Source organism: Streptomyces kaniharaensis, assembly GCF_009569385.1.
Taxonomy (GTDB): Bacteria; Actinomycetota; Actinomycetes; order Streptomycetales; family Streptomycetaceae; genus Kitasatospora; species Kitasatospora kaniharaensis.
In genome coordinates this window covers 4,433,488-4,452,302 of sequence record NZ_WBOF01000001.1, presented here as the reverse complement: position 1 = coordinate 4,452,302, position 18,815 = coordinate 4,433,488, and the positions used below count along the sequence as shown (strand labels likewise).

The window sequence follows — 18,815 nt, the reverse complement described above, 5'->3', positions numbered from 1 at the left end:
GATGATCGTTGATGCACGGGTGGGCTCAGGGCCTTCGTCCGGCGGCATCCGGGTGGGGGCCCGACCCATGTCAGGGGTGGTAGATCAGGCGGCGCGGCGGACGTGCGGCCGCGGGACGCGAGTCGGCTTGAGCTCGGGGTTCGCGAGGCTCTCCCAGTAGCTCTTGATCCCCGACTTCGCGTAGATGAGGCGCCCCGCGTGCAGGGCAGCTGCCGGGCCGATTCCGCGGTAGCGCCACTTGTGGAGGGTGCAAACCTGAACGCCGAGCTCCTTGGCGGCATCCTCGATCCACATGAATCCGGCCGGAGCCGGTGTTCCCGCCTTGGGGGGCATATGCCAATTCCTTCGTGTCGGTCTTACTATCCGGTCGATTCGTCTAGATCCGTAGACGGAGGTAGCGCAAAAAGAGCGGTGGGCTCGCATCCGAGCACCTCTGCTATGCGCCGAGCCCTCTCCTCGCTGGTCCGCCGGTATCGACCGGACACGAGGTGCCCGATGGCGGCCGGCTTGCATCCAGCTGCAGCAGCCAGAGTGCGCACCGAGAAGGGGCTTCCGCACCCTGGATGCTTCATGATCCACCGAAGGGTGGCTGGATCATGGAGCTGTGCGCGGTTCGACAAGGGGGTCGTCTCCAGACTTGGACGTTCCGTCTCTCGATGTCTCCATAGTTGCACAACTTGAGACGCCACGTCTACCAATCTGGACGATGACGCAGGGGTGATTTCAGGCCCACCTGGGGTGACGTTCTCGCTGTATAGCCGAAGCGTCTCTAGACTGGGACGCCAGAGCGTCCTTGGCCTGCGACGATTTGGCTCGAACGCAGGCGCTATGCGCATACAGGAGAGGTGGCTGTGACTGGCATCAACGCCAAGTCGGGGCAGGTGCTGACCGGCAAGCTGTCTGACATGGTCGCGGCAGCGCAGCAGGCTGGCACGTCCTACGGCAAGATGGCGGCCGACTCAATCGGCCCGGCCGGCGAGCGCGGTATGTCAAAGGCCTTCTTCCAGCGGCTCGCGACGGGCGGCGTCCTAACCGCGCCCAAACCTGAAGAGCTCGAAGCAATCGCCAGAGGCATTCGCAAGCCAATCCGGCTCGTCAAGGAAGCCGCAGCCTCTCAGTGGCTGGCGTGGGAATCGGTCGAACTCTCCGGCTATGACGAGGACATGCGACACATCATCATCCGTGCCGCAGCGATGGCTCCCCGGGACCGCCGACGCCTCCGCGTCATGCTCGACGCCGCCGAAGAGGCTGAGCGCGAAAGTCCGGCCGCCAGCTAACGAACGGCCATACCGCATCCCTTAGTGACCTCTTTGTTGACTTTGCCCCAAGTCTTGTTGTGGCGCTCCAGTGTGACTAGTGTGCTTCTCTCCGCACGTGGGAATGCCTGGAAGAGCACAGCACGGGAGTGGCGCGTGATCACGATCAGGTACGAACTGGTGGACCCCGAAGAGATCGAGGGCGCCGACATCGACGTGACGGAGGACCGCGGCAGTCTTCTCCTCAAGATCAGCCGCGCACTCACCCCTGAACAGATCGTGAGCGCTCTCAACGAAGCCAGCAGGGCCATTCTGTCCGGCGGTCACTGGTTCCAGGAGTGGAAGGGCGACATCATCAGTGTCGACCCTCGCGAGGTCCGCGGCGCGGACGACCCCAGCACCATTCCGACCGAGCGCTCTAGTCTCTACGACGTCAACAAGCCGCAGAGCGGCGCCGCCTAGGAACGCGAGGGGGCCCAGGTGCCGGGATACATCGAAGACCGGTGGATGAGGAAGAAGCCGCACCCCGTCACCGGAGAGATGAAGAAGTCGACCTACGGGGTTGGCATGCGGTACCGGGTCTGCGGAATCCCAGGCGTCAAGGACGAGTCATTCGTCAAGCTCAAGGATGCCAAGGACTGGCTGGCTTCTGCACAGACCGACTCCCGCCGTGGCGTCTTCGTCGACCCGGAGCTCGGCCAGATCCTGCTCGCCGAGTACTTCACGAAGGTCTACTGGCCAGGTGTGTCGGTGGCCCTCGGGACCGAGCGGACGATGCTTCAGAAGATCCGTTCGCACGTGCTCGCACACCTTGGCCACCTGCAGATCGCCGTCATCGACGAGGAGCATCTGCGGATCTGGGTGGCCACTCTTCTGAAGAAGCTGGAGCCATCGACGGTCCGCGTCATCTACGACTATCTGTCAGCGATCCTCAATAGCGCGGTTCCGAAGCGCATCACCCGCAACCCCTGCTCAACCCGCGGGATCAAGCCGAAGGCGCCGGAGGTCAAGGCGCGGGCCTTTACCCGGCCCCAGAGTGAAAGCGTCCGAGAAGGCCTTCGTTCGCGCAACCGGATCTCCTTCGACCTGGGCGTGGGCGCAGGCCTCCGTCAGGGTGAGGTGTTCGGCTTCTCTCCCGTCGACGTTGACGAGGCGGCCGAAGAGCTTCACATCCGCCGTCAGCTCCAGATCGACAAGCACGGGCGCCCGTACTTCAAGCTCCCCAAGGGCGAGAAGGAGCGTCGGGTGCCGCTGTCCTCCGGGCTCGCGCTCGCTCTTGATGAGTATGCGGACAACTTCACACCGGTGAAGGTCACGCTCCCCTGGCGTGGGCCCGGCGGCCCCGAAAGCGGCGAGCTGACCGCGACGCTGTTGATGACGACCCGGTTCGGCAACCCGATCAACCAGTCGTCCTGGAACTACGACGCCTGGAAGCCGGCCCTCGCCCACGCAGGGCTGATCGGGCAGTGGGACAGCTCAAGGGCCTCGCACCACCGAGGCGGCTGGGAGTCCGCGCGCGAGCTCGGCTTCCACATCACTCGGCACACGTACGCGTCCGTGCAGCTGCAGGCCGGCGAGTCTATCGTCGCGCTGTCCCAGTGGCTGGGCCACGACGACCCCGGGTTCACACTACGCCGGTACACCCACTTCATGCCGGAGGACGGCCGCCGCGGGCGTTCAGCGGTGGACGCCTGGCTGGGCATCGACCCGATGGCCGGCGGGCTTCCGTTCGAGGTGCTGAAGCCGCTGGACAGCCAGCAGCGCGTGGTGGTGGGCGAGTTGGCCCTGCTGTACCTGGCGGCAGTCCCGAAGGGGCGGGAGTGGACGGTGTCTCTCCTGCGGTCGCCTGACGAGCCTTCGCTGGGACAGATCCTCGTACGACGCGGTCACGCCGACCACGTGCTGAACACAGCAGCCGCCTGGCTGCGTGGAAACGCGGCTGCACTTGGCGGACAGGTCGTCGAGGTGAAGAATATGAACGTGCCGTCGGAGCATGGCGGCCGTGCACTCGGCCGGGTCGTCCTGGCCGCAGACGTCGCCGGGGACTTCCTCGCCGCGCTCGCAGCGTGAGTTGAAATGGATCTCTACCAGCACTCTACGGGGCCCGGACTGACCTCAAAGGCCGACTAGAGGCGTAGACCAATCGAAGCACTGAGCGGCGGAGCCGAAATAGGCTCCGCCGCTGGTCATGTGGCCTACGGTCAGTTGCGGGTGGCCATGGCGCGCAGGAAGAAGGTGAGGTTGGCCGGGCGCTCGGCGAGGCGGCGCATGAAGTAGCCGTACCATTCCTGGCCGTACGGGAGGTACACGCGCATGGTGTTGCCCTCGCCGACGAGGCGCAGCTGCTCCTCGGGGCGGATGCCGTACAGCATCTGGTACTCGTACGAGTCGGGCGTGCGGCCGTTCCACTCGGCGAGCTGGCCGGCGATCTTGATCATGTTGGGGTCGTGCGAGGCGATCATCGGGTAACCCTCGCCGGCCATCAGGATCTTCAGGGCGCGGACGTACGCGAGGTCGACCTCGCGCTTGCCCTGGAAGGCGACCGACTCGGGCTCCTTGTAGGCGCCCTTGCACAGCCGCACGCGCGAGCCGGCGCCCGCGAACTCGCGGCAGTCGGCCTCGGTGCGGCGCAGGTAGGCCTGGAGCACGACGCCCAGCCAGGGGAAGTCCGCCCGCAGCTCGCGCGCGATGGCGAGGGTGGAGTCGGTGGTGGTGTGGTCCTCCATGTCGAGGGTCACCGTGGTGCCCGCGTCGGCGGCGGCCTCGCAGATGCGGCGGGCGTTCTCCAGCGCGATCTTCTCGCCGTCGACCGGCAGGAACTGGCCGACGGCCGACAGCTTGACGGACACCTCGGCGCCGGCGGCGAGGCCGGTCTCCTTGAGCGCCTTGAGCAGGTGCTCGTAGGCCTCGGCGGTGCCGGCGGCCTGGGCGGCGTCCTGGGTGTCCTCGCCGAGGTGGTCGAGGGTGACCTTGCGGCCGGTGGCGACCAGGTCGTCGCAGGCGGTGATCGCGTCGTCGAGGGCCTCACCGGCGACGAAGCGCTCGACTATCGCGTGGGTCGGCGGGAACTTCTCGACCACGGTGCGGACCTGCGGCGACCGGGAGGCCGCGAGAAGGGCGGAACGGAGCATCGTGACTCCTGGGCTGGTGCTTCCAAGGGTGGCAGAAGGCCGGGGCGGCGGTACGGGGGTGGCCCGCCGCCCCGGCGGGGGCGACGCCCGGCTGCGGGGCCGGGCGTCGCGGGTGACCGAGTGGTCCGAGGGGCTGGTCAGCCCATGTGCGGGTAGCGGTAGTCCGTCGGCGGGACGAAGGTCTCCTTGACCGAGCGGGTCGAGGTCCACCGCGCCAGGTTCTGCTTGGCACCGGCCTTGTCGTTGGTGCCGGAGGCCCGGCCGCCGCCGAAGGGCTGCTGGCCTACGACGGCGCCGGTCGGCTTGTCGTTGATGTAGAAGTTGCCGGCCGCGAAGCGCAGCTTCTCCATCGCGTGCTCGACGGCCGCACGGTCCTGGGCGATGATCGAGCCGGTCAGGCCGTACGCCGACACGGACTCCATCTGCGCCAGCATCTCGTCGTACTTCTCGTCCTCGTAGACGTACACGGCGAGGACCGGGCCGAAGTACTCGTCCCTGAAGTACTCGCTCGCCGGGTCCTCGCAGACCAGGACGGTCGGGCGGACGAAGTAGCCGACCGAGTCGTCGTAGGTGCCGCCGGCCAGCACCTCGACCTTCGGGTCCGCCTGGGCCCGGTCGATGGCGGCCTTGTTCTTGGCGAAGGCGCGCTCGTCGATGACCGCCGACATGAAGTTGGACAGGTCGGTGACGTCGCCCATGGTGAGGCTCTCGACCTCGTCGCGGAACCCGTCCCGCAGGCCGGCCCACAGCGACGCCGGGACGTACGCCCGCGACAGCGCCGAGCACTTCTGGCCCTGGAACTCGAAGGCACCGCGGGTCATCGCGGTCTTCAGCACGGCCGGGTCGGCGGACGGGTGGGCGACCAGGAAGTCCTTGCCGCCGGTCTCGCCGACGATCCGCGGGTAGGTGCGGTACTGCGAGATGTTGTTGCCGACCTCGCGCCACAGGTGCTGGAAGGTGGCGGTGGAGCCGGTGAAGTGGATGCCGGCGAGCGCCGGGTGCTTGAGCGCCACGGCGGAGACGTCCAGGCCGTCGCCGGTCACCATGTTGATGACGCCCTTGGGCAGGCCGGCCTCCTCCAGCAGCTGCATCAGCAGGTGCGCGGAGAACTGCTGGGTCGGGGACGGCTTCCAGAGCACCACGTTGCCCATCAGCGCGGGCGCGGTCGGCAGGTTGCCGGCGATCGCGGTGAAGTTGAACGGGGTGATGGCGTAGACGAAGCCCTCCAGCGGACGGTGGTCGCTGCGGTTCCACACGCCGTCCGAGGAGATCGGCTGCTCGGCCATGATCTGGCGGGCGAAGTGGACGTTGAACCGCAGGAAGTCGACCAGCTCGCAGGGGGTGTCGATCTCGGCCTGCTGGGCGGTCTTGGACTGGCCGAGCATGGTGGCGGCGGCCAGGGTCTCGCGCCAGGGGCCGGCCAGCAGGTCGGCGGCCCTGAGGAAGATCGCGGCGCGGGAGTCGAAGGAGAGCGCCTGCCAGGCCGGGGCGGCGGCCAGGGCAGCGTCGATGGCGTCCTGCGCGTCGGCCTGGGTGGCGTTGCGCAGGGTGCCGAGCCGAGCCGCGTGGTTGTGCGGCTGGACGACGTGGATCTCGGCGCCGCCGCCCATGCGGCGCTCACCGTTGATCGTCATGGTCAGCTGGACCGGCTCCTGGCCGCCCAGCTCCTTCAGCTTGGCCTCCAGGCGGGCCCGTTCCGGGCTGCCGGGGGCGTAGCTGTGGACCGGCTCGTTCACCGGCGCGGGGACCTGGGTCACAGCGTCCATAGAGCGCACGCTCTCCTTCGTTGATGCGGGGGGACGCCGGCGCGGGTCGCACGCCGGCCACAGCACGAACGCTATTCCTGCACCCGAGGCCACTTGATTGGCCGGGCGGCTAAAGTCCCCCGTACGGCGTTGTCCGGGCCGACGAAAGCGGTCACGCGAAGGTCACGGCCGGCCCCACGCGCCCCACCGGCCACACGGTCGCGACCGCCCCGTCAGGCGGCCCGCCCGTGACGGCTCGTCCCCCGAACCGGGGCCACCCGCCGGTCCCAGTCGATCCGGTAGCCGTGCACCGGCCGGAGCATCCTCTCCGGGCTCATGAAGGTCCGCATCGCGATCGGCGCGACCAGTCGGAACATCATCCGCCCGACCGGCCCGGAGGACTTCTGGCTGTTGGTGCGCGCCGCGTCGGCGGCGATCTTCTCGACCCGCGGCCGGCGCATCGCCTCGTACGCGGCGAAGGCGGCGGTGTGGTCGGGCAGGTCGCGCAGGCAACGGGCGAGTTCGACGGCGCTCTCGACGGCCAGCGAAGCACCCTGGCCGGAGCTGTTGGACGGCGCGTGCACCGAGTCGCCGACCAGCACCATCCGGCCGCGGTACCAGCGCGGGACGGACGGCATGATCTCCAGCCGCGGGAAGGCCTCCATGGTCTCGACGTCGGCCATCCGCAGCACGTCCCGGGCGGGCACGTCGTCGGCGTGCAGCTCGCGGCAGCGGCCCAGCCACTGCGCCATGCCGACGGAGCGGACGTACTCCGCGGTGAGCGGCTCGGCTTGGGGGATGTTGCTGAACCAGGCGGTACCGCTGCCGTCGGCCAGGCTCCAGTAGCCGAAGAAGGCGCGGGCGCCGTTGGCGAAGTGCACGGTCTCGCCGCGGCCGGCCCGGCCGGACAGCCGGTGGGCGCTGTAGCCGCCGATGCCGAGCAGGCCGGTGTACCGGGCGGCGGGCGCGGCCGGGTCGATCAGGGTGCGGACGGTGGAGCCGGTGCCGTCGGCGCCGATCAGCAGGTCGCCGGTGGCGCTGCTGCCGTCGGCGAACCGGGCGGTGACGCCGTCGGGGCCCTCCTCGGCGCCGACCAGGCGTTTGCCGTGGTGGACCGCGATGCCGCTCTCGCCGAGCCGCCGCTGCAGCACCTCGTAGAGTTCGGCGCGGCGCATCAGCCGTCCGCGCGGCAGGTCGGCGAGGCCGGAGAACTCCGCCAGCACGCCGCCCTTGCCGTCCTCGATCACCATCGGCCCGACCGGCTGCCCGATCCGGCCGACCTCCGCCTCCAGCCCGACGACGGCCAGGGCGCCGAGCCCGTTGGGGGCGATCATGAAAGTTCCGCCGATGCCCTCGGCGGAGGTCCGGTAGGCCTCGAAGATCTCCGCCTCGATGCCGGCCTTGCGCAGCGCCAGTGCCATCACCGGGCCGGCGATGCCGCCGCCGATGATCAGCGCCTTCCCGGGGGTGCCGGTCGTGCCGGTCGTGCCAGTGGTGCGGGTGGTGCTCATTCCAGGCTCCTCATGAATTCCTGCAGGGTCCGGTTGAACTCCGGCTCCCCGAGCTGACGGATGAGGTTCTCGGCGTAGCGGCGCTCGGCCTCCAGCAGGGCGAGGGCGTAGTCGTCCTCGATCACGAACATCGGGTGGACGCCCATCTCGGCGGCCTTGCGCAGTTGGGCGCGCTCGTCGTCGATCCGCTCGTCCAGGACAGCCAGCCGCCGGCCGAGCAGTTCGATCGACTCCGCGGTGGGGAGCACCACGAGCAGGCACAGCGCCACCCCGAAGGCCGGGTACTCCTCCTGCGGTTCGGCGACCCACTCGCGCATCCAGTCGAGGAGCTCCGCCCGGCCCTCGGAGGTGAGGGCGTAGACGGTGCGCTCCGGGCGCTGGGTGTCGCGGACGGTCTCCTGCTCGGCGACGAACCCGGCCTTCCTCAGTTGCTCCACGACCATGTAGAGCGAGCTGCGGTTGTACTTGATGTTGCGGTCCTTGCCGTGCTCCTTGAGCCGGCGCCCCATCTCGTACGGGTGCATCGGCTCGGCTCCGAGCTCGGCCATGACCGCGAGGGCCAGCGGGTTCGACACCTTGCGTCGCTTCGCCATGAGAACGTTCCTCACCACTTGGTCAGTACTGACTATCCAGTGTCGAATAGTCAGAGTCAACTATTCAGGACTGACGATCGCCGGGCGGGCCACAACTCTGTCCGCCCGGCTAAAATCAACCACACGACATTGTCCGAGCGGATGAAGGAGGCCCGATGACGACCCCCGGCCTCCCGCTCCGCCAGCTGCTCATGTCCCTCGGCGAACCCCTCGTCGAACTCCAGGCCGCCCCACAGGGTTTGGACGTCCCGGTGCGCGACGTCGCCATCCTCGACCCGGAGGACCCGCCGACCGCCGCCCCCGGCGAGCTCGTGCTCGCGATCGGCGCCCGCGGCCGGGCCGCCCTCCCCGCCCTCCGCGCGGCCGGCCGGGCGAACGCGGCGGCGGTCGCGGTCAAGCTGGACGGCCCCGGACAGGCGGACGCCCTCCGCGAGGCCGCCACCGACGCGGGCGTCGCCCTGCTCTCCGTCCGCCGCGAGACCCGCTGGGAACACCTCGACTCCCTCGCCCGCGCGATCATCGCCGGCCCCGACGCCCCGGACACCGCCGGCACCCCCGAGCACAACGCCGGCGACCTCTTCTCCCTCGCCCAGACCGTCGCCGTCCTCACCAACGGCATCGTCTCCGTCGAGGACACCTCCAGCCGGGTGCTCGCCTACTCCCGCTCCTCCGACTCGGACGAGGTGGACGACCTCCGCCGGCTGTCCATCCTCGGCTGGCAGGGCCCCGAACCGTACCTGTCCAAGCTCCGCGAGTGGGGAATCTTCCAGCACCTGCGCACCTCGGACGCCCCGATCGCGGTCGAGCCGCACCCCGAACTCGGCCTTCGCCGCCGCCTCGCGATCGGCATCCGGGCCGGGGCACAGCCGCTCGGCACCATCTGGGTGCAGGAGGGCGCGCAGCCGCTGGCGCCGCTCGCCGAGCAGGCCCTCATCGGCGCCGCCCGCGTCGCCGCCGCCCAACTGGTGCGCCGCCGCCGCGAGTTGTCCGCCGACGTCCGGCTGACCCAGACCCTGCTCACCGGCCTGCTGGAGGGCTCGACCGGCCCGCAGTCGCTCGCCACCCACCTGGGCCTGGACCTGCGCCGCCCGGCCACCGTGCTCGCGTACAGCGCGCACACCACCGAGGCGCTGCACCGCTCCGACGTCACCGGCCTGATCTCGGTGCACACCGCCGCCCGGCACCGCACCGCGCTGCTCGCCCCGATCGACTCCCGGGTGTACGTGCTGCTGCCCGAACTCCCGCCCGGCCTGCCGATGACGACGGTCCGCGACTGGGCGTCCGAGGTGGTCGAGGCGGCCTGGGACCACCTGGGGGTGCCGCTGCGCGCCGCGATCGGCTCGACCGTGGACGGCCTCGCCCAGGTACCGGACTCCCGCGCCCAGGCGGACCGCATCCTGGACGCGATGGGCCGCGGCGGGGTCGAGCTCGACGTCGCCGCGCTGATCGACGTGCAGGCCGAGGTGCTGGTCAGCGAGATGCTCGCACTGCTCCAGGAGCGGACCGGCCTGCGCGACCCCCGGCTGACCGCGCTCACCGCCTACGACCTGCGGCACGGCACCCGGCTCGCCGAGTCGGTGCTGGCCTGGCTGGACGCGCTCGGCGAGGTGCGAGTGGCCGCCGACGCCCTGCACATCCACCCCAACACCCTGCGCTACCGGGTGCGCCGCGCCGAGCAGTTGACCGGCATCGACCTCACCCAGCCGCAGCAGCGCCTGCTGGCGATGCTGCAACTGCGGCTGCCCGCGGAGGACTGAGGCCCGCGGCCGTCACACCGTCCGCGCCGCCCGCCACTGCTCCCAGGCCGACAGCCACAGTTGCTCCGCGAGCCGCTGCTCCTCCCACTCCCCGGGCCCGCCGCCCGCCCGGTCCCGCCACAGCTGCTCCCAGGCCCGCTGGGCCGGCAGGCTCGCCACCTCGCTCGCGAACACCGTGTAGCGGACGACCTCCTCGACCGCCGCCGCCCCCTCCGGCGTGCCGATCACCCAATGTGTCTGCTGCGCAAGCCGGTTGAGGTGGTTGACCATCGACGTCACGGCCGCCAGCGCCTCCTCCCGGGTCTCCGAGGCGAGCCGCATCTGCTGGCGCACCGCGGCCTCCCAGCGCAGCGCGCCCGCCTCCCCGCGCAGCCCGCGCGGCGGCCGCGGCGGCCGCCCGGCCCGCACCTGCGCCTCGATCGCGGCGGACTCGACGATGTTCTGCCCGATCAGCTCCCGGTGCGCCTCCAGCCCGCTGACCGGTGGCAGTTCGCGCTCCTCGACCGGCACCCGCGTCGCGTGCCGGGAGGCCAGCCCGCGCAACAGCTCGGTCCGGCCACGCAGGTACGGCTCGACGTCCCCGATCCGGCCGAGCTCCAGGCCGCCGGGCGCCACCCCGCGCCCGCACACCGTGACGGTCAGCCCGCCGATCCGCAGCCGGCCGGCCCAGACCGGCCCGGCCCCGTCCGCCAGCGATCCCGGCCACAGCACCGGCCGGTCCTCGTGCACCTCGACCGCGCACGGCTCGCCCTCGACGGTGATCCACTCGCGCAGCGCCCGGACCCGCCCGGGCCCGTCGCCCTCGTCGATGCCCAGGTGCTCGAAGACCCGGTCGCGCTCGTCCTCGACCACGTCCTCCAGTTCGGGCAGGGCGACACAGCGCTCGGCGCCCGGCCGGTAGGTGCGCACGGTGACGTACGGGCCGGCCGCAGAGCTCCAGTCGCCGGACTGCACCTCGACCCAGTCCAGTCGGCCGCCGGTGGTCTCGAACGCGGCCAGCGCACCGCCCTCCCCGGCGAGCCCGGCGGCGACGCCGTACACCGGGAAGTCGGCGCCGGCCAGGGTCCGGCGGGAGAAGGCCTCCTGCTCGGCGAAACGATCCTCCCGACCGGGCGCGTCCGAAACGCCTCCGTCCGGTCCACGCCGGTCGCTCTCCCGCATCATCCTGTGCCGCACCCCCGAGTCCTCGCGCCCGCACCGCCTCCGCCACCTTACGTGCCGGGGACCTGCCGGGTCATCAGCTCCGCGCCCCCGCACGGGCACCCGCCGTGTCAGGGCGCCCGGTTGTCAGCCGCCCTCCCTACCCTGGCGGCATGACAGCACAGAGCAGCTTCCCCGCCCGCATCAGCATCGTCACCCTCGGCGTCTCCGACCTCGACCGCAGCGCCCGCTTCTACGAGGACCTCGGCTGGCAGCGGTCCTCGGCCTCCAGTCCGGAGATCGTCTGGTTCCGCACCGCCGACTCGGTGCTCGGCCTGTTCCCGGCCGATGAGCTGGCCGCCGACGCGGGCGTGCCGGGCGGCGGCGAGCCGTCCTTCCGCGGCGTCACCCTCGCGGTGAACCTGGAGTCCCCCGCGCTGGTGGACGCCGCCCTGCAGACGGCCCTCAAGGCCGGCGCCGTGGTGGTCAAGCCACCGACGACGACCAGCTGGGGCGGCTACTCCGGCTACTTCGAGGACCCGGACGGCCACCTCTGGGAGCTGGCCCACAACCCGTTCTTCCCTTTCACCGAGGACGGCTCGCTGGATCTTCCGTAAGCCGCCACTCAGTTCCGGGACCGCGCCTTGAAGGCCGCCTTGCGCGCCTCCTTGGCCACCGCACGGTCCGGGTGCAGCTCCCCGATGGCCTCCAGGACGTCCGCCGTGTACGGGTGGTCGACCCGCCACAGCTCACCGAAGTAGCTCGCCGGATCGCCGATGGCCGGCAGGTCGTCGATCAGCTCGCGCAGCAGCTCGGCGTCGCCGCCGCTGTCCAGCAGCTGGGCGGCGAAGGTGTCGACCACCGTCCACAGCGCCATCTGCCGCTCGGGCACCGGCACGTCCGCCGCGCCGAGCGCGGTCAGCCAGGCCCGGGCGCCGCCGCCCAGCTCGGGGTCGTCCAGCACGTCCCGGACGGCCGGCTCGGCGGGCGCGCCCAGCAGGTTCAGCGCGGACACGCAGAGCATCCGCCGCATCGGGGCGTACGCGTCGTCGCCGCGCGCCGCCGCCAGCAGCTCGCGCGCCGCGGCCACCGGCTCCTTGCCGGTGATCCAGACCCGTAGCTCCTCGTCCGGCAGGACGTTGGTGGACTCGCACACGCCGCGCAGCAGCTCGGCCGCGTCCCCCTGGGCCAGCTCGCCGACCAGCGGCGCGTCGTAGCCGTCCTCCAGCAGCCACTGCCGGATGCCGTACTGGCCGAGCGGGGTGAGCCGGACCAGTCCGAAGCGCGCCGACTCCTCCTCGTCCAGCGGCGCCTCGCCGACGGCCGCGCCCTCGGGCCCGGGTTCGGCGCCCTCCTCCTCGTCGAACAGCTCCGGGTCGATCGGACGGTAGTCCACCAGGCCCAGCTCGGCGAGGTCGCCCAGCATCGGGTCCAGCGCGACCATCACGTCGGTGATGTCGCCCAGCAGCTCCTCGCTCGGCTCCTCGCCCTCCGGCACCACCAGCAGCGCGGCCAGCACGCCCAGCGGCACGGTCTCGTTGCCCGGCTCGGCGAAGGCGGTGGTCTCGTACAGCACCTGCAGCGCCTCGTCCAGCAGCTCGGCGGCGGCGTCCCGGGCCTCCTCGACCTCGGAGAGGCCGTCCTCGTCCTCCTCGCCGGCCGCCGCCTCTTCCTCCTCCGGCGGCGCTCCCTCCTCCGGCAGCGAGTCGGCCTCCACGGCCAGCTCCCGGACGATCCCGGCGGCCGTCAGCCACAGCTCCAGGACCGTCTCCGGATCACCCTCCTCCGCGGGTTCCAGATCCGGACCGGGAACGGCGACGTGCTCGCCGGCCGCGGTCGTGCCGAGCTCCACCAGGTCCAGGTCGCAGGCCAGCGACCAGGCCCGCATCGCCTCGACCTCCGCCTCCTCCGGCACCTCCCCCTCGGCCGGGGCGAGGCCGAGCAGCTGCGCCGCCGGGGCCCGGTCCGGGACGGTCAGGTCCCCGAACTCGTCCACCGCCCGGTGCGGGGCGGCCCACCGGGCAAGCTTCAGCGCGTACCCGAGCATCGGGACGGCCTTCGCCTGCTCGGCCAGCTCCCGCTCCGCGGGCAGCTTCACCGGCGGCACCAGGACCGCCGCGTCGTCCAGGTCCTCGTCGTCCAGTCCGTGCGCGGCGAACGCCCCGTAGAGGTCCTGGAGCTCCAGGTCGGCGGGCAGGACCGCGTCGGCCGCGCCCTCACCCGAAGCCCCTGCCTTCTTCCGACGTCGTCCGGCCATCGTTGCGCGCTCTCCCTCAGCCAGCGGTCCGCCCATCAGCTCCGCGTACCGATCCACGACCTCAGCGTATAGGCCGGGCACCCCCGATGCCCGGCCTCGAGGGGGCGCGCGCCGCAACCGTGCGCCCACCCCTTATCCTTCGCATTGGCGCCGTGCACACCCCGCGCGGGCCACCGGGCAACGAAGCCCCTCCCTCCTTGCCCTCCCGAGCGGCCAGGAGGGGCCCAAGAACACTCACCCGCTCCATCAGGGAGCCCGCACCGCGGCCACCACCACAGCGCCTCAGGACGGGCGCGCCGGCACACCCAGCCGCCCCGGTGGGGCCCAGCCACAGGAGACCCCTGAAATGGCGGACCTCTCCCCCGCCGGCCCCGGCCTGCGCACCGCGCAGCTCGACGGACGCCGACTGTCGGAGGCCCTGCTTCCCCTGGAGCTCGCGCCGCGCGCCCAGCTCCAGCTCTCCGCGATCAGCCGCTGGAACGCGATGCGCGGAGTCCGCGTCGGCCTGGTCGCCACCGCCCTGCTGCTCATGCTGATCGGTGCCAACCTGGCGACGCCGATCTACCCGCTGATCCAGCAGCGCCTGGCGCTGACCGCGATCGACACGTCGATCCTCTTCACGATCTACATCTTCGCGCTGGTCCCGGTGCTCGCCGTGGTCGGCCACTGGTCCGACCACCTCGGCCGGCGCGCCATGATCCTGCCCGCCGTGGCACTGGCTGCCGCCGGCGACGTCGTGTTCGCCACCGCCGGCAGCTTCTGGCAGCTCGCCGCCGGCCGGGCCGTCCAGGGCATCGCGGTCGGCCTGTCCACCGGCGCCGCCGGGGCCGCCCTCGGCGACCTGCTGCCGGACCACCCGACGCTGGCCGCCAAGCTCACCCTGGCCTGTTCCGCAGGCGGGGTCGCGCTCGGCCCGGTGGTCGGCGCCCTGCTGTCCGGCGGCTCCGACCCGCTGCTGACGCCGTTCCTGCTGCACGCCATCGCTCTGCTGGTGCTCTGCGTGCCGCTCGCCGTCGTCCACCCCCGGATGCCCGGCCGCAACCGTCCGCCGGCCTCGCCGCCGCGCATCACCACCCCGGCCCACCTGCGCCCGCAGCGCCTGGCCCTGCCGGTGACCGGCCGCCGCGAGTTCCTGCTCTCCTCGGCTGCCGGCTTCATCTCGTACGCGGTGTTCGGCGTCTACCTCAGCCTGGCCCCGGCCTTCAGCGCCAAGCTGCTGCACACCAGCTCCCACCTGACCGGCGCCGTCGTGGCGGCCCTGCTGCTCGGCTCCTCCGCGATCGCCCAGCTGCTCGTCCCGCCGACCTCCGACCGTCTGGTCATCGCCCTCGGCATGACGGGCCTCGCCAGCGGCCTGGGCCTGGTGGTCGCCGCCCAGTACACCGGCACGCCCGCCCTGCTGTTCATCGGCAGCGTCCTCGGCGGCGCCTGCCAGGGCGTCGCCTTCCGCTCGCTCTTCACCACCGCCGTCGCCGCGATGAACCCGGAGCGCCGGGGCTCGGAGCTCTCCTCGCTCTGGATCATCGTCTACCTGGGGAGCTCCCTCCCCATCGTGGGCGTCGGCGCCCTCGTCCAGCGCTACGGCCTCCTGCCCGCCGTCAGCGGCTTCGCGAGCCTCGCCGCCGTCCTCTGCGCCGCCCTGGCGGTCGCCGTGGCCCGCAAGCCCCGGACGGCCTGACCGGCACGAAGAACGCCGCGGCCCGGGACGGAGGTTTCCGTCCCGGGCCGCGGCGCATTCACCACGCTCTACGCCCACGGCTTCCATTTGTCGGTGCCGATCTCGACGTCGAAAGGCTTCGGCAACCGGACGGATTCGCCGAACTTCCATTCGCCCAGCACCTCGTAGGTACCCTCGCCCCGGTCCGGCTCGCCGAACAGGGTGACTCCGGGCTGCCGCGGGTCGCGGTCCACCAGCAGGTAGTACGGCACCCCGGTCCGCGCGCAGCCACTCCACTTGGTGGGCTTGACCTGTCGACCGAACATGGGGCGACGGTCGTGACGGGCGTTGGACGCCGAGGTCACCTCGACCACCATTCCGACGTCGTGCGGGTACAGGCGAGCAACATCCCCAGCCAGCGCCCGCTCTTCCACCTCGGCATCCACGATGACGAGATCCGGAACGTACGCGTCTCCGATCTCCACCAGGTCCAGATTGACCGTCTGAAGTGCCCGCCACGGGAAGGCCGGATCCGAGCCGCTGGCGAGGGTGAACCCTCGCTCGATGTGTGAGAGGAAGACCGCATGGGTAACTACCGGCGCCGGTGACACGACGATCTCCCCTCCGATCACCTCAACCCGCGTGCCGTCGTCCGGGAGCCGGAGATACTCCTCCAGTTCACCCCTGACCCACATGGCGTACGGCGAGTCAGGCAGGAGCAACTGCGCGAACGCAACTACCGACATGACTTCGCTCCCTCCGAGGTCGAGGCTCCAGCCTGGCCGCCTGCTCGCAGATATACCACTGCCGCGCGAACCTTTCCCCGAAGGAGCGGTTTGCGCGGCAGCAGGTTGACGGGTGACGTCCGTCAGACGTTGAAGCCGAGGGCGCGGAGCTGCTCGCGGCCGTCGTCGGTGATCTTGTCGGGGCCCCACGGCGGCATCCAGACCCAGTTGATGCGCAGGTCCTTCACCAGGCCGTCGGTGGCGGTCTTGGCCTGGTCCTCGATGACGTCGGTCAGCGGGCAGGCCGCCGAGGTGAGCGTCATGTCGATGGTGGCCACGTCCGACTCGTCGATGTGGATGCCATAGATCAGGCCGAGGTTGACGACGTCGATGCCCAGTTCGGGGTCGACGACGTCCATCAGGGCCTCGGTCAGGTCCTCGACCGAGACGGTGCCGGCCGTGGTGCCGACGATGCCGATCTGGCCGTCCTCCGCCGGGGCGGACGCGGGCTCGGTGGTGTCACTCATGGTCTGTCCTCCTCCGGGGGGTCAGTCGTTGACGGCGGGCTGCTGGGCCAGCGCCTGGGCGGTGGCGTCCTTCCAGGCCATCCAGCTGAGCAGGGCGCACTTGACCCGGGCCGGGTACTTGGAGACGCCGGCGAACGCGACCGCGTCCTCCAGCACCTCCTCGTCGCCCTCGGCCTGGCCCTTGCTCTGCATCAGCTCCAGGAAGGCCTCCTGGACGGCCTGTGCCTCACCCACGGTCCTGCCGACGACCAGGTCGTTCAGCACCGAGGCGCTGGCCTGGCTGATCGAGCAGCCCTGGGACTCGTACGACACGTCGGCGACCGTCGCGCCGTCGAGCTTCACCCGCAGGGTGATCTCGTCGCCGCAGGTCGGGTTGACGTGGTGCACCTCGGCGTCGCCGTCCCGCAGCCCCTTGCCGTGGGGGTTGCGGTAGTGGTCCAGGATGATGTCCTGGTACATCGAGTCGAGCTTCATGTCCTGCGCGTCCCGTCAGCCGAAGAAGTTCCGGACGTGGTGCAGGCCGTTGATCAGAGCGTCGACCTCGCCCGGCGTCGAGTACAGATAGAACGACGCCCGCGTGGTCGCCGGAATTCCGTACCGCAGGCAGACCGGCCGCGCGCAGTGGTGGCCGACGCGCACGGCGATGCCCTGCTCGTCCAGCACCTGGCCCACGTCGTGCGGGTGGATGTCGCCGAGGGTGAAGGAGATCGCGGCGCCGCGGTCGACGGCCGTGCGCGGGCCGATGATCCGCAGGTCCGGGACCTCCAGCAGGCGCTCGATGGCGTACGCGGTGATCGCGTGCTCGTGCGCGGCGATCTTCTCCATGCCGACGCCCTGCAGGTAGTCGATGGCCGCGCCGAGCCCGACCGCCTGGGCGATCGGCGGGGTGCCGGCCTCGAACTTGTGCGGCGCCGGGGCGTAGGTGGACGAGCCCATGGTGACGGTCTCGATCATCTCGCCGCCGCCCAGGAACGGCGGGAGGTCCTCCAGCAGCTCGTGGCGGCCCCAGAGCACGCCGATGCCGGTCGGGGCCAGCATCTTGTGGCCGGTGAAGGCGACGAAGTCGGCCTCCAGCGCCTGCACGTCCAGCACCATGTGCGGGGCGGCCTGCGAGGCGTCGATGACGACCAGCGCGCCGACGGACTGCGCCTTGCGGACGATCGCCTCGACCGGGTTGATGGTGCCCATCAGGTTCGAGACCAGGGTGAAGGAGACCACCTTGGTCTTCTCGGTGATCAGCTCGTCGATGTCGGAGAGGTCGAGCCGGCCCTCGTCGGTCAGCCCGAACCACTTCAGCTTCGCGCCGGTGCGCTGCGACAGCAGCTGCCACGGGACGATGTTGGAGTGGTGCTCCATCTCCGTGATGACGATCTCGGAGTCGGCGTCCACCCGGTACGGCTCGTCGGCCCAACCGAGCATGTTGGCCACGAGGTTGAGCGACTCCGAGGCGTTCTTGGTGAAGATCACCTCGTTGCGGCTCGGCGCGTTGATGAACGCCGCGACCTTGTCACGGGCGCCCTCGTAGAGGGCCGTGGCCTCCTCGGCGAGCACGTGCACGCCGCGGTGGACGTTGGCGTTGTGCCGCTCGTAGTAGGCGTTCAGGGCCTCCAGCACCTGGCGCGGCTTCTGCGAGGTGGCCGCGTTGTCCAGGTAGACGAGCGGCTTCTCCTCGTGCAGCAGGCGCTGCAGGACCGGGAAGTCCTTGCGGATCGTGTCGGTGTCGAGCAGGCCGGACAGCGGAGTGTGGGTCACTCGGAAGCGCCCCCCTTCACGTACGACTCGTAGCCCTCTGCCTCCAGCTTGTCGGCCAGCTCGGCACCGCCGGACTCGACGATGCGGCCGCCCGCGAAGACGTGGACGTAGTCGGGCTTGATGTACCGCAGGATGCGGGTGTAGTGGGTCACCAGCAGGGTGCCGACCTCGCCGGTCGAGCGGACCCGGTTGATGCCCTCGGAGACGATCCGCAGCGCGTCGACGTCCAGGCCGGAGTCGGTCTCGTCGAGGATCGCGATCTTCGGCTTGAGGAGCTCCAGCTGGAGGATCTCGTGGCGCTTCTTCTCACCGCCGGAGAAGCCCTCGTTGACGTTGCGCTCGGCGAAGGCCGGGTCCATCTGGAGGGCGGCCATCGCCTCCTTGACCTCCTTCACCCACAGGCGCAGCTTCGGGGCCTCGCCGCGGACGGCGGTGGCGGCGGTGCGCAGGAAGTTGCTCACCGAGACGCCCGGGACCTCGACCGGGTACTGCATGGCCAGGAAGACGCCGGCCTTGGCACGCTCGTCGACGGACATCTCCAGGACGTCCTCGCCGTCCAGCAGCACCGAGCCGCCGGTGACGGTGTACTTGGGGTGGCCGGCCAGCGAGTAGGCCAGGGTGGACTTGCCGGAGCCGTTCGGACCCATGATGGCGTGGGTCTCGCCCTGCTTCACGGTCAGGTCGACGCCCTTCAGGATCTCGCGCGGGCCGTTCTCGGCCTCGACGGAGACGTGCAGGTCGCGGATTTCAAGGGTTGCCATGTG

Annotated in this window: 19 protein-coding genes; 6 read left to right on the top strand and 13 right to left on the bottom strand. The window is 70.9% G+C overall.

What is annotated here, in order from left to right; all coding sequences use genetic code 11:
* Positions 1-84: 84 nt before the first annotated feature.
* On the bottom strand, positions 85-333 hold the full coding sequence (locus F7Q99_RS41245) for a hypothetical protein (RefSeq protein ID WP_230210950.1): 249 nt from the start codon (positions 331-333) through the stop codon (positions 85-87).
* Between the two features lie 26 nt (positions 334-359).
* A complete protein-coding gene (locus F7Q99_RS43675) occupies positions 360-572 on the bottom strand; it encodes a helix-turn-helix domain-containing protein (RefSeq protein WP_407697867.1) in 213 nt (70 codons plus the stop codon).
* 279 nt (positions 573-851) lie between these two features.
* Here F7Q99_RS43675 and F7Q99_RS19950 point away from each other — a divergent pair, with 279 nt between their 5' ends.
* From F7Q99_RS19950 to F7Q99_RS19940, 3 genes are all read left to right on the top strand, one after another.
* Positions 852-1,277 (top strand): hypothetical protein, encoded by a 426-nt coding sequence (locus tag F7Q99_RS19950; protein WP_153463240.1) that lies wholly within the window; start codon positions 852-854, stop codon positions 1,275-1,277.
* Positions 1,278-1,412: 135 nt separating this feature from the next.
* Entirely contained in the window at positions 1,413-1,718 is a 306-nt protein-coding gene (locus F7Q99_RS19945; RefSeq protein ID WP_153463238.1) for a hypothetical protein, read from the top strand.
* Positions 1,719-1,736: 18 nt separating this feature from the next.
* Positions 1,737-3,326 carry a tyrosine-type recombinase/integrase gene (locus F7Q99_RS19940; RefSeq protein WP_153463236.1) on the top strand — a complete coding sequence of 530 codons (1,590 nt, stop codon included), beginning with the start codon at positions 1,737-1,739 and terminating at the stop codon, positions 3,324-3,326.
* A gap of 131 nt (positions 3,327-3,457) precedes the next feature.
* On the opposite strand, the gene F7Q99_RS19935 is transcribed toward F7Q99_RS19940, so the two are convergent.
* The 4 genes from F7Q99_RS19935 to F7Q99_RS19920 form a co-directional block, all read right to left on the bottom strand.
* Positions 3,458-4,387 (bottom strand): proline dehydrogenase family protein, encoded by a 930-nt coding sequence (locus F7Q99_RS19935; protein WP_153463234.1) that lies wholly within the window; start codon positions 4,385-4,387, stop codon positions 3,458-3,460.
* A 137-nt stretch (positions 4,388-4,524) separates the two neighbouring features.
* The gene (pruA, locus tag F7Q99_RS19930) at positions 4,525-6,153 is read right to left on the bottom strand and encodes an L-glutamate gamma-semialdehyde dehydrogenase (RefSeq protein ID WP_153463232.1); all 1,629 of its coding nucleotides are present in this window, start codon (positions 6,151-6,153) and stop codon (positions 4,525-4,527) included.
* A 212-nt stretch (positions 6,154-6,365) separates the two neighbouring features.
* Entirely contained in the window at positions 6,366-7,643 is a 1,278-nt protein-coding gene (locus tag F7Q99_RS19925; RefSeq protein ID WP_153463230.1) for an FAD-dependent oxidoreductase, read from the bottom strand.
* Positions 7,640-8,236: a PadR family transcriptional regulator gene (locus F7Q99_RS19920; protein WP_153463228.1), complete on the bottom strand. Its 597-nt coding sequence runs from the start codon at positions 8,234-8,236 to the stop codon at positions 7,640-7,642. Before F7Q99_RS19920 ends, F7Q99_RS19925 begins: the two co-directional genes overlap by 4 nt.
* Before the next feature lie 155 nt (positions 8,237-8,391).
* On the opposite strand from F7Q99_RS19920, the gene F7Q99_RS19915 reads away from it, so the two are divergent.
* Positions 8,392-9,993, top strand: a complete 1,602-nt coding sequence (locus F7Q99_RS19915) for a PucR family transcriptional regulator (RefSeq protein WP_153463226.1) — start codon at positions 8,392-8,394, stop codon at positions 9,991-9,993.
* A gap of 12 nt (positions 9,994-10,005) precedes the next feature.
* Here F7Q99_RS19915 and F7Q99_RS19910 read toward each other — a convergent pair whose 3' ends face one another.
* On the bottom strand, positions 10,006-11,169 hold the full coding sequence (locus F7Q99_RS19910) for a hypothetical protein (RefSeq protein ID WP_153463224.1): 1,164 nt from the start codon (positions 11,167-11,169) through the stop codon (positions 10,006-10,008).
* Positions 11,170-11,306: 137 nt separating this feature from the next.
* On the opposite strand from F7Q99_RS19910, the gene F7Q99_RS19905 reads away from it, so the two are divergent.
* Positions 11,307-11,750 carry a VOC family protein gene (locus tag F7Q99_RS19905; protein ID WP_153463222.1) on the top strand — a complete coding sequence of 148 codons (444 nt, stop codon included), beginning with the start codon at positions 11,307-11,309 and terminating at the stop codon, positions 11,748-11,750.
* Positions 11,751-11,758: 8 nt separating this feature from the next.
* Here the strand turns inward: F7Q99_RS19905 and F7Q99_RS19900 are convergent, their stop codons facing one another.
* On the bottom strand, positions 11,759-13,447 hold the full coding sequence (locus F7Q99_RS19900; RefSeq protein ID WP_326846907.1) for a hypothetical protein: 1,689 nt from the start codon (positions 13,445-13,447) through the stop codon (positions 11,759-11,761).
* Between the two features lie 289 nt (positions 13,448-13,736).
* Between F7Q99_RS19900 and F7Q99_RS19895 the strand changes: the two genes are divergently transcribed.
* On the top strand, positions 13,737-15,068 hold the full coding sequence (locus tag F7Q99_RS19895) for an MFS transporter (protein ID WP_153463220.1): 1,332 nt from the start codon (positions 13,737-13,739) through the stop codon (positions 15,066-15,068).
* 68 nt (positions 15,069-15,136) lie between these two features.
* Here F7Q99_RS19895 and F7Q99_RS19890 read toward each other — a convergent pair whose 3' ends face one another.
* The 5 genes from F7Q99_RS19890 to sufC form a co-directional block, all read right to left on the bottom strand.
* Positions 15,137-15,793, bottom strand: a complete 657-nt coding sequence (locus tag F7Q99_RS19890) for a Uma2 family endonuclease (RefSeq protein WP_153463218.1) — start codon at positions 15,791-15,793, stop codon at positions 15,137-15,139.
* 122 nt (positions 15,794-15,915) lie between these two features.
* Positions 15,916-16,299, bottom strand: a complete 384-nt coding sequence (locus F7Q99_RS19885) for a metal-sulfur cluster assembly factor (protein WP_268267552.1) — start codon at positions 16,297-16,299, stop codon at positions 15,916-15,918.
* 21 nt (positions 16,300-16,320) lie between these two features.
* Positions 16,321-16,773: a Fe-S cluster assembly sulfur transfer protein SufU gene (gene sufU / locus F7Q99_RS19880; protein ID WP_153463216.1), complete on the bottom strand. Its 453-nt coding sequence runs from the start codon at positions 16,771-16,773 to the stop codon at positions 16,321-16,323.
* Between the two features lie 15 nt (positions 16,774-16,788).
* Positions 16,789-18,051: a cysteine desulfurase gene (locus F7Q99_RS19875; RefSeq protein ID WP_326846906.1), complete on the bottom strand. Its 1,263-nt coding sequence runs from the start codon at positions 18,049-18,051 to the stop codon at positions 16,789-16,791.
* Positions 18,048-18,812 carry a Fe-S cluster assembly ATPase SufC gene (sufC, locus tag F7Q99_RS19870; RefSeq protein ID WP_153463214.1) on the bottom strand — a complete coding sequence of 255 codons (765 nt, stop codon included), beginning with the start codon at positions 18,810-18,812 and terminating at the stop codon, positions 18,048-18,050. Before sufC ends, F7Q99_RS19875 begins: the two co-directional genes overlap by 4 nt.
* Between the last annotated feature and the right edge of the window lie 3 nt (positions 18,813-18,815).